The 8,532-nt window shown below is 74.1% G+C and carries 7 protein-coding genes; 3 read left to right on the forward strand and 4 right to left on the reverse strand.

From position 1 onward, the window contains the following. Positions 1 to 73: 73 nt before the first annotated feature. Positions 74 to 565, reverse strand: coding sequence for an HPP family protein (locus ACFU6K_RS21815; protein ID WP_380665423.1), 492 nt, complete (start codon positions 563 to 565; stop codon positions 74 to 76). A 142-nt stretch (positions 566 to 707) separates the two neighbouring features. On the opposite strand from ACFU6K_RS21815, the gene ACFU6K_RS21820 reads away from it, so the two are divergent. Continuing rightward, a complete protein-coding gene (locus ACFU6K_RS21820) occupies positions 708 to 1,925 on the forward strand; it encodes an amidohydrolase (protein ID WP_380665425.1) in 1,218 nt (405 codons plus the stop codon). 95 nt (positions 1,926 to 2,020) lie between these two features. Here the strand turns inward: ACFU6K_RS21820 and ACFU6K_RS21825 are convergent, their stop codons facing one another. The 3 genes from ACFU6K_RS21825 to ACFU6K_RS21835 all read right to left on the reverse strand — a co-directional run bounded on the left by ACFU6K_RS21825 (position 2,021) and on the right by ACFU6K_RS21835 (position 6,054). Continuing rightward, on the reverse strand, positions 2,021 to 3,400 hold the full coding sequence (locus ACFU6K_RS21825; protein ID WP_380665427.1) for an erythromycin esterase family protein: 1,380 nt from the start codon (positions 3,398 to 3,400) through the stop codon (positions 2,021 to 2,023). A 218-nt stretch (positions 3,401 to 3,618) separates the two neighbouring features. Further along, a complete protein-coding gene (locus ACFU6K_RS21830; protein WP_380665429.1) occupies positions 3,619 to 5,253 on the reverse strand; it encodes an amidohydrolase in 1,635 nt (544 codons plus the stop codon). A gap of 84 nt (positions 5,254 to 5,337) precedes the next feature. Next, positions 5,338 to 6,054 (reverse strand): TetR/AcrR family transcriptional regulator, encoded by a 717-nt coding sequence (locus tag ACFU6K_RS21835; RefSeq protein ID WP_380665431.1) that lies wholly within the window; start codon positions 6,052 to 6,054, stop codon positions 5,338 to 5,340. Positions 6,055 to 6,126: 72 nt separating this feature from the next. Between ACFU6K_RS21835 and ACFU6K_RS21840 the strand changes: the two genes are divergently transcribed. After that, entirely contained in the window at positions 6,127 to 7,563 is a 1,437-nt protein-coding gene (locus ACFU6K_RS21840) for a purine-cytosine permease family protein (protein ID WP_380665433.1), read from the forward strand. A 794-nt stretch (positions 7,564 to 8,357) separates the two neighbouring features. Then, positions 8,358 to 8,532, forward strand: a 175-nt coding sequence (locus tag ACFU6K_RS21845) for a glycosyltransferase (protein WP_380665435.1), incomplete at its 3' end; no start/stop codon positions are given.

Below are 8,532 nucleotides of genomic sequence, written 5' to 3' on the forward strand. Positions count from 1 at the left end.
GGTCATCCGATCGGATGACCCGGCCGACGGCGTTCAGCGGGAGAGTGGAGATCCGGTCAGCGCGGCGCGGCCGTCACCAGGACACCGGGTAGCGGACCGGGTGCCCGCCGATCCGGCCGGGCAGCAGGCCGATCACGACCAGCAGCCCGGTGGCCAGGACGAGCAGCGGGAGGAAGGGCACGGGGTGCGGCGCCTGCAGGACCACGATCACGGCGGTGGCCGCGGCCGGGGAGTGCGAGAGGTGGGTGAGCATCATCGCGCCCAGCGAGAGCCCGGCGGCGACGGCCGCGCCCCAGGTGGTGCTGCCGGTGACGGCGAGGGCGGCGAAGCCGATCAGGGCCGACATCAGGTGCCCGCCGACCAGGTTGCGCGGCTGCGAGATCGGCAGCCCGGGCGCGCCGTGCACCAGTGCGGCGCTGGCGGCCAGGGGCGGGATCAGCAGCGGTTGGTCGAGCAGTACTCCCACCCCGACCAGCAGGAGCAGGGCGCCGATGGCGAAGACGGTGGCCCGCAGGGCGTGCAGCGGGTGCCGTCCGGGCGTGGCGGCGGGCGGTGGTGTGGACATGCGTGGGCTACTCCGGACGAGGGACGGGGACCCGGAGATGATAAACAGACTGTTGAATGAAAGGTAGGACGTTTTGCCTGTCGGGCACATTCCGTCCAGGGAGCAGAACCACCCGGGGAACCACAGCGAGAGAGAGCAGCCCATGACCACTCCTTCCGTCACCGTCTTCCGGGACGTCCGCCCGTACGGTGCCGACCGGGCCGTCGACCTGATCGCCGTGGACGGCCTGCTGGTCGGGCGGGTGCCGGACGGAGCGGTGCCGGAGGTGGTCGAGGGCGGCGGCCGGATCGCGCTGCCCACCCTGGTGGACGCGCACATCCACCCGGACAAGACCGCCTGGGGCGAGCCCTGGTACAGCCGGCGCCCGGCCGGCTCGCTGCCCGAGTACGTGCAGGGCGACGTCGACCTCCACCGGCACCAGCGCACCCCGCTCGCCGAGCGTGCCCACCGGCTGCTGAGCCACGCCGTGACGCGCGGCACCCGCGCCGTGCGGGCCCACGTGGACGTGGCGCCCGCGTACGGGCTGGCCGGGGTGACCGGGCTCGCCGAGGTGCGCGAGCGGCTGGCGGGCGCGCTGGACATCCAGCTGGTGGCCTTCCCGCAGCACGGGGTCCGGCGGATGCCCGGCGCGGGCGCGCTGCTCGCGGAGGCGGCGGCCAGCGGACTGGTCGACGCCATCGGCGGGATCGACCCGGCGGGCTTCGACGCCGTCCCGGCCGAGGGCCCGGACGGCGAGGGGCCCGCCCAGCTGGAGCTGCTGTTCGGCCTGGCCGAGCAGCACGGACTGCGCCTCGACATCCATCTGCACGACCGGGGCGAGCGCGGCCTCGGCCCGCTGCGCGACATCGCCGCGCGGACCAGGGCGGCCGGACTGGCCGGGCTGGTGGTCGTCAGCCACGCCTTCTGCGTCCCGGAGCTGGTGGGCGCCCCGCTCGCCGACCTCGCCGCCGAGCTGGCCGAGTCCGGTGTCGGCCTCACCACCGTGGCGCCCTCGGCCCACCAGGTGCTGCCGTTCCGCGAGCTGCGGGCGCACGGGGTACGGGTCGGGCTCGGCTCGGACGGCGTGCGCGACTCCTGGAGCCCGTACGGCAACGCCGACCTGCTGCACCGTGCCCACCTGCTCGGCTGGACCACCGACGCCCGCACCGACGAGCAGCTGGCCGGCTGCTTCGCCCTGGCGGCCGACGGCGGCGCCGAACTGCTGGACCTGCCGGCCGCCACCCTGGAGCCGGGCTCGCCCGCCGACTTCATGCTGGTGACGGGCGAGTGCCTGCCGCAGGTGGTGATCGACCTGCCGGCGCGTGAACTGGTGGTCCGCGCGGGCCGGGTGGTGGCGCGGGACGGGCGGTTCACGGGCTGACGGGCGTTCGGCGGCCGGCGAGGGCCTCCCCGTCGGTGGTGCGGCCGCGTGCTTCGCGGCCCCGTACCGACGGAGGGGCCTGTCGGCCGAGCCGCTCAGAGGGTGCGGGCCGCGCTGGTCTCGTGGAGGTGGACCAGCGCGTCGTAGGCCGTGCCGATCGCCAGGCGCGGCAGCGGGTCGCTGCGGAACTCCGTTCCGGCGTCGTAGGTCGGTCGGGCGGTGTTCAGCCAGGACCGGGTGGCCGGCGGGGCGGAGCGCAGGTCGACGTAGTAGTCGCGGTAGCGGACCCGGTCGAGGGGGTACTCGTTCATGTCCGCGGTGGCCGGCGGAACGGTGACCGTCTTCCAGGCGGCGGCGAACGGGTCGTCCTTGGTGAGGAAGGACCCACGGTCGAAGGTGAAGCCGATGGCGAGGTAGCCCGCGCCGAGGGCGTCGCGCAGGTACGAGCCCTGGGTCTTGGGGTAGAGCTCGGGGTCGCTGCTCTGGAACCCGACGTGGCCGTTGTGCGCGGACAGCAGCACCTTCCCGCCGGTGCGGCGCTGCCACCAGAGGGTGTTGTCGGTCATGGCGCGGTCGCGGAGGTTCTGCATCGCGGCCACGTCGGTGTTGTCGTCGAGGTTCATGGCACTGAAGGCGAAGGTCTGGGCGATGCTCCGGGCGTTCTGCACCGCCCAGTCGTACGCCTCGCCGCCCTCGCCCCTGGCCGCGGTGACCAGCTCCAGGGTCTGCTGCGCCACGGCGGCGTTCTGCCGCCGCTCGGCGAGCGGGCGCGTGGTGATGTAGCCGATGGCGTCGTCGAACGGGCGTAGCCCGGCGTACAGCTGCTCCAGGCGCGGCAGCGACGCGGGGGCGGCCTCGCGGACGTAGGAGGTCACCCGGTCGAAGAGCTGGTCGCCGATGGCGGGGAAGTCCAGGTCGTCGCCGACGAAGTGGACCGGGTGCTGCGGGTGTTCGCGGTTGTGGTCGCGCATCCAGTCGATCAGGTCGGCGAACTCCTGGCGCTCCCACGGGGACTTGCCCATCGTCTCCTTGACCAGCTGCCGGGCGTCGCCGCCGGTGCGGCCCTGCACGTAGTCGTCGATCCGCAGACCGGAGGACCAACTCGTCTCCAGGGCGAAGGCGGTGAAGCCCTTCTCCTCGACCAGGTAGCGCAGGACCCGCTGCTTCATGGTGAAGAACTCGTGGGCGCCGTGCGTGGCCTCGCCGAGCCCCACCACCTTGGCGTCGCCGATCATCGCGCCCAGCGGGCGCAGGTCGGTGGTCCGGCCCTCGGGGTCGGTTGACCGCAAGGGGTGGGCGAGGCCGTTCAGTTCGCCGACCACGGTGGACATCTGACTGTTCGTCATCTTCGCGGTGCCGGGCTGGTCCGCTTGTGCCGCCGGGGCGAGCAGGGCGGTGGTCGCGACGGCCGCCGTGGCGGCCAGCAGGGCGCGTCGACCGATGGGCTTGCCGTGCTTCTCGCTGCGTACGGTCACTTCGGGGGGCTCCTCGGATTCGTCGAACCGTCAACCCGTTCACATGGCCACGGTGGTTCGAGTGGTTCGCCGGCGAACGTGCCGGTCAATGAATGGTCGATCACCGGGAGGCTTCGGCGCGCTGAGGAGTGCCGCCGGATCGACCAGGGGGATAACCCCCGGCTGACCCCGGCACACCCGTCCGCGGAGGTGTGCCGGGGCCGGTGCCGGGTGCGGGTTCAGAGCGTGGCGGAGCGGTGGGTCGGTCGGCCGTCCAGGACGGTCAACAGGACGGGGAGGTCCGCCAGTTCGGTGGCCGCGGTGGTGAGCGGGTCGGCGGCGAACACGGTGAGGTCCGCGTGGTGGCCGACGGTGATCCGGCCCGCGAGCTGCTCCTCGCCGGCCGCGTGGGCGGCGTTGGCGGTCATCGCCAGTAGGGCCTCCAGGGCGGTCAGCGCCTGGCCGGGGTTGTGCGGGGCCTGGCTCAGGTCGCGGGTGGGACGGCGGTGGCGAGCGCCCGCCATGACACCCAGCGGGGGGTAGGGGGCGATCGGCCAGTCCGAACCGAGGACGACGGTGGCGTCCGCGTCCCAGAGGTCCCGGCAGCGCCAGGCGCGGTCGGCCCGCTCCTCGCCGAGGCGGCGGGACCAGTTGTCGGTGTGGTCGGCCCGGGTGAAGTCGCAGCAGTGGGTGGGCTGCATGGAGGCGACCACGCCCAGCTCGGCGAAGCGCCGGACCACCGAGTCCGGAACGGTCTCGATGTGCTCGATCCGGTGGCGGACGGGGGACGCCCCGTGCGTCGTCCCCCCGCTCGCCGCCGCCTCGATCGAGTCCAGCGCGTGCCGTACGGCGGCGTCGCCGATCGCGTGGGTGGCGGTCGGCACCCCGGCGCGGTGCAGCTCCCGGACGACGCGGGTGTAGTGCGCCGGGTCCGGCCAGAAGGCGTGGGTGGACTCGCCGTGGCAGTCCGGACGCTCCAGCCAGGCGGTGCCGTTGTCGATCGTGCCGTCCATGAACAGCTTGACACCGTCCACCCGCCAGAGCCGACCGCCCCGGCCCTGCTGCCCGATCAGCGCCCGCAGTCCGTCCGCGTCCACACCGGGCTGGCACCAGGGGGCGACGCGCAGCCGCAGTGGCAAACTGCCGGCCTCGTCCAGCTCGGTGTAGAGGTCGAGGCTGTCGCCGTTGGCGTCCATCGCGTGGCCGCCGGTGAGGCCGGCGGCGGCCATGGCGCGCAGCGCGGCGGCCAGGCGGTCGCGGCGCTCGGCGCGGGTGGGCTGCGGGGCGGCGCGCTCGACCAGCTCGCAGGCGGCGTCCTCCAGCAGCAGACCGGTGGGGCGGCCGTCGGCGTCGCAGACCACCTCGGCGGCCTGGTCGAAGCGGCGCGGACCGTCCACGCCGGCCAGCTCCAGGGCGCGCGGGCTGGCGAGCATGGAGTGGGCGTCGAAGAGCTGGAGCAGCGCCGGGACGCCGTCCAGGACGGGCGCGAGGGCGGCGGACTCCACCGGGCGGTCGCCGAAGACGTTCGGGTCCAGGCCCCAGGCGTGCAGCCAGGCGCCGGGGGCGAGGCGTCCGGCCTCGGCGGCGAGGGCCGCGCGGACGCCGGCCAGGTCGGTGCAGCCGGAGAGGTCCAGGCCCTGGGTGAGCTCGGCGCCGGTGACCGGATGCAGGTGGCCGTCCACCAGGCCGGGGGTGACTACGGCGCCCTTGAGGTCGATCACCGTGGTCGCGGGGTCGGCGAGTTCGCGGACGGTGCGGTCGTCGCCGAGGGCGGCGATCCGGCCGTCCACGACGGCGAGGGCGGTCTGCGGGAGGAAGCCGCCGGAGGCGGGGTCGAGCAGACGGGCGGAGAGGAGGACCAGGGAGGTGCGCACTTCGACTCCAGTGGTGCTTCGGGGCGGGGGCGTGGTGTCTGCGGGGGTGAGGGGGGTTGGGGGCTGAGGGGGTTGGGGTGGTGGTCAGGGCTGCTCGGGGGCGGGGGTCTCGGGTGCGTCCGCCGGGTCCGTGGGGTCCTCCGGGTCCGTGGGGTCCGCCGGTTCTGCGGGGTCCGCAGAGGTCAGCGCGCCGTCGGCCAGGCCCAGTTCGCGTTCGGCGGTGGCGGCGGCGAGCCGGGTGGCGGCGGACGGGTCGCTGCGCAGACCGGTGTTGGCGTGGACGGCCAGGCCGTCGATCACGACGAGGATGTGGACGGCCGTCAACACCGGGTCGGCGGTGCGGAATTCGCCCTGCTCGACCCCGGCGGCGATGAGATCGCCGAGTCGGCCGCGCCAGTCCGCCTCCTGGTCGAGCACGCGGCCGCGCAGGACGGGGCGGTAGCGGCTGAGGTGGCGGGCGTTGAGCCAGAGCCGGCTCACGTCGTCGTAGGACGGGCCGGTGGTGCGGGCGAAGAAGCGGGCCAGGTGCCGCAGCGGGGACCCGTCCCGCGGGTCGGCGGGCAGCAGCGCCTCCAGTTCGGCCGTGGCGGCGCTGCCGAAGGCCTCGGCGACGAGGTCCTCGACGGCGGGGAAGTAGTGGCTGATCAGGCCGGGGCGGACGGCCAGTTGGTCGGCGATCCGGCGCAGGGTGATGCACTCCAGCCCCTCGGTGAGGGCGACCTCGGCCGCGGCGCCGACGATCTCCGCCCGGCGGTCCTCGGGGGACTTGCGAACCCTTTTGCGCTGAACGCTTGACGTCATGGGGCGGATGCTATTGAGTGTGCGACCAATAAGCAAGCAGGTGGGCACGACACCCCCACGGAGGGCCCCCGCATGACGTCCACGCTCCCGGACCACCCCCACGCCTCGCCGGACCACCCGGCGCATCCCGCCACCCCGCCCCAACGGGAACCGGGCAGCCGGGTCGAGGTCCACGGCATCGACCACATCCCCGAGACCGAGCGACGCGGTCGCGCGCGCGAACTCTTCCCCGTCTGGGCGGCCGCCAGCGTCAACTACCTCAACCTGGTGGTCGGCGGCGCCCTGGTCCTGAGCGGCCTCGGCCCCTGGCAGGCCTTCGCCGTGGTCGTCCTCGGCAACCTGTTCTGGGTGGGCACCGGTCTGCTCGCGGTCTCCGGACCGGCCGCCGGCGCGCCCAGCGAGGTGATCACCCGCGCCATGTACGGCATCCGGGGCAACCGGGTGAACAACGCGGTCACCGGCTGGATGATCTCCGTCTGCTACTTCGCGCTAAACCTCGCCGCGGCCGCCGTCGCCGCCTTCTCACTCGCCCAGGAGGCGGGGATCACCCCGACCACCCCGATCAAGATCGCCATCGTGATCGCGATCGTCGTGCTCACCCTCACCATCAGCGTCTACGGGCACGCCCTGATCGTCCGGCTCTACCTGCCGATCACCCTCGCCCTCACCGCCGCGTTCGCCGTGGTCGGCTACGCGATCGTCACCCACGCCGACCTCGGCTGGACCCAGCCCGAACCCCTCACCGGCGGCCGGCTGTGGGCGGCCGTCCTGGCCGGCGTCACCCTGATCGCCTCCGGCCCGCTCTCCTACACCACCAGCGCGGACTTCTCCCGCTACCTGCCCGCGACCACCGCCCCGCGCGCCGTCCTCGGCTGGACCGCCCTCGGCGGCTTCCTGCCCAGCGTGGTGGTCGGCGGCCTCGGCGTGCTCGGCGCCACCGCCGTCGACATGACCGACCCGCAGGCCGCTCTCCGGCAGATCCTGCCCGGCTGGTTCAACCCGGTCTTCCTGCTCTCCCTGGTGGTCGGCACCATCGCGGTCAACGCCCTCACCGCCTACAGCGCGGGCCTCGCCCTCCAGGCCGTGGGCATCCGCATCCGCCGCACCCGCAGTGTGCTGCTCGACGGCGCGGTCGCGGTCTCGCTCACGCTGTACGCCCTCCTGGTCTCCAACTTCCTCGACACCGTCAGCAACGTGCTCCAGCTGACCGTCGTCCTCCTCGGTCCCACCACCGCCGTCTACGCCACCGACATCCTGCTCCGCCGCAACCGCTACGACGGCCGCGCCCTCGGCGACGAGCGCCCCGGCAGCCCCTTCTGGTACCGCGCCGGCGTCAACCCGGCCGGCGCCATCGCCCTCACGGGCGGCGTCACGGCCGCGGCCCTCGGCGTGGACACCCTCTACACCGGCCCGCTGGCCGCACTGGCCGGGGCTGACGTCGCGCTGCCGGTGGGCGTGGTGGTGGCGGCGGTCCTGTACGCGGTGTTGATGCGTCGTCGGCGGGGGTGACGCCGGTTGGGGCTGCTGGGCGGTGGGGTTCGGCTGCATGCCTGCCGTAGGGCGGGTTGGGGGTGGTGGTGCTTCCGCTGGCTCGGGGTCGGGCGGGCTTGGTGGGTGGGCTGTCTTGTGGCGGCCGGTTCGGTGCTGTCGTTCGCGGCGAGTGAGGTGCGCACCGGGGCGTGGGTGGTGTGGTGGCTGCGTTTGGCCGGGGTGGACGTCGCGCTGCCGGTGGGCGTGGTGGCGGCGGTTGTTCTGTCCACCGGGCCGCCGTTTCGCGGGTCGGCCGACCGGTTGGGGGGATCCGGCGTCTCGGGGGCGGGGCACTGGCGCGGGCGGTATTGGGAGGGGCTGACCGGGCAGGTGGCCCGGTGCGGACGGCCCGGGCGAGTGAGGTCTGGGGAAGCGGCCGATGGCGCGTGGTTGGGAGTGGGTGCTTCGTGGCGGTGACCGCAGTGGTGTTCCGGAGCTGACACCACAGGGGTAGGTGGCCACGCGGTGGGGCCGCCGGCTCGCAGTGGGCCGCTCGGCGGGGGTGGCTCGGAGCGAGCGGTGCGGAGCAGGCGGCGGGTTCCGGGCGGGGAGCTCGGGGTGGGGCCGTTGGGGGTGGTCTCCGGCGGGGATTTGCTCCGGTGTGGCCGGTTCGGGGGAGCGGGTGGGACCGGGCGGCCAAAGAAAGAGGCGAGGGGAGTGAATCCCCTTGCCACTCTCAAGCTATACCGTGCCCCGGGGCTTGCGGCAAGGCCCCCGTTATGCCGCAGAATCCCGGCCGTAAGGCCATGACCTGCGGAAACGGGAGTCGTGAAATGCGTGTGTTGATGACGACCTGGGGGTCGCGCGGGGATGTCGAGCCGCTGGCGGGGCTGGCGGTGGCGCTGCGGGGGTTCGGTGCGGAGGTGCGGGTGTGTGCGCCGCCGGAGGAGGAGTTCGCGGCGGTGCTGGGGCGGGCGGGGGTGCCGCTGGTGCCGCTTGGTCCGTCGG

Origin of the sequence: Kitasatospora sp. NPDC057512, assembly GCF_042802135.1 — a bacterium.
Classification (GTDB): domain Bacteria; phylum Actinomycetota; class Actinomycetes; order Streptomycetales; family Streptomycetaceae; genus Kitasatospora.

Excerpts from the sequence above, each read along its gene's own strand:
- ACFU6K_RS21820 (WP_380665425.1), top strand. The coding sequence starts at position 708 with ATGACCACTCCTTCCGTCACCGTCTTCCGGGACGTCCGCCCGTACGGT.
- ACFU6K_RS21835 (WP_380665431.1), bottom strand. The coding sequence starts at position 6,054 with ATGACGTCAAGCGTTCAGCGCAAAAGGGTTCGCAAGTCCCCCGAGGAC.
- ACFU6K_RS21815 (WP_380665423.1), bottom strand. The coding sequence starts at position 565 with ATGTCCACACCACCGCCCGCCGCCACGCCCGGACGGCACCCGCTGCAC.
- ACFU6K_RS21840 (WP_380665433.1), top strand. The coding sequence starts at position 6,127 with ATGACGTCCACGCTCCCGGACCACCCCCACGCCTCGCCGGACCACCCG.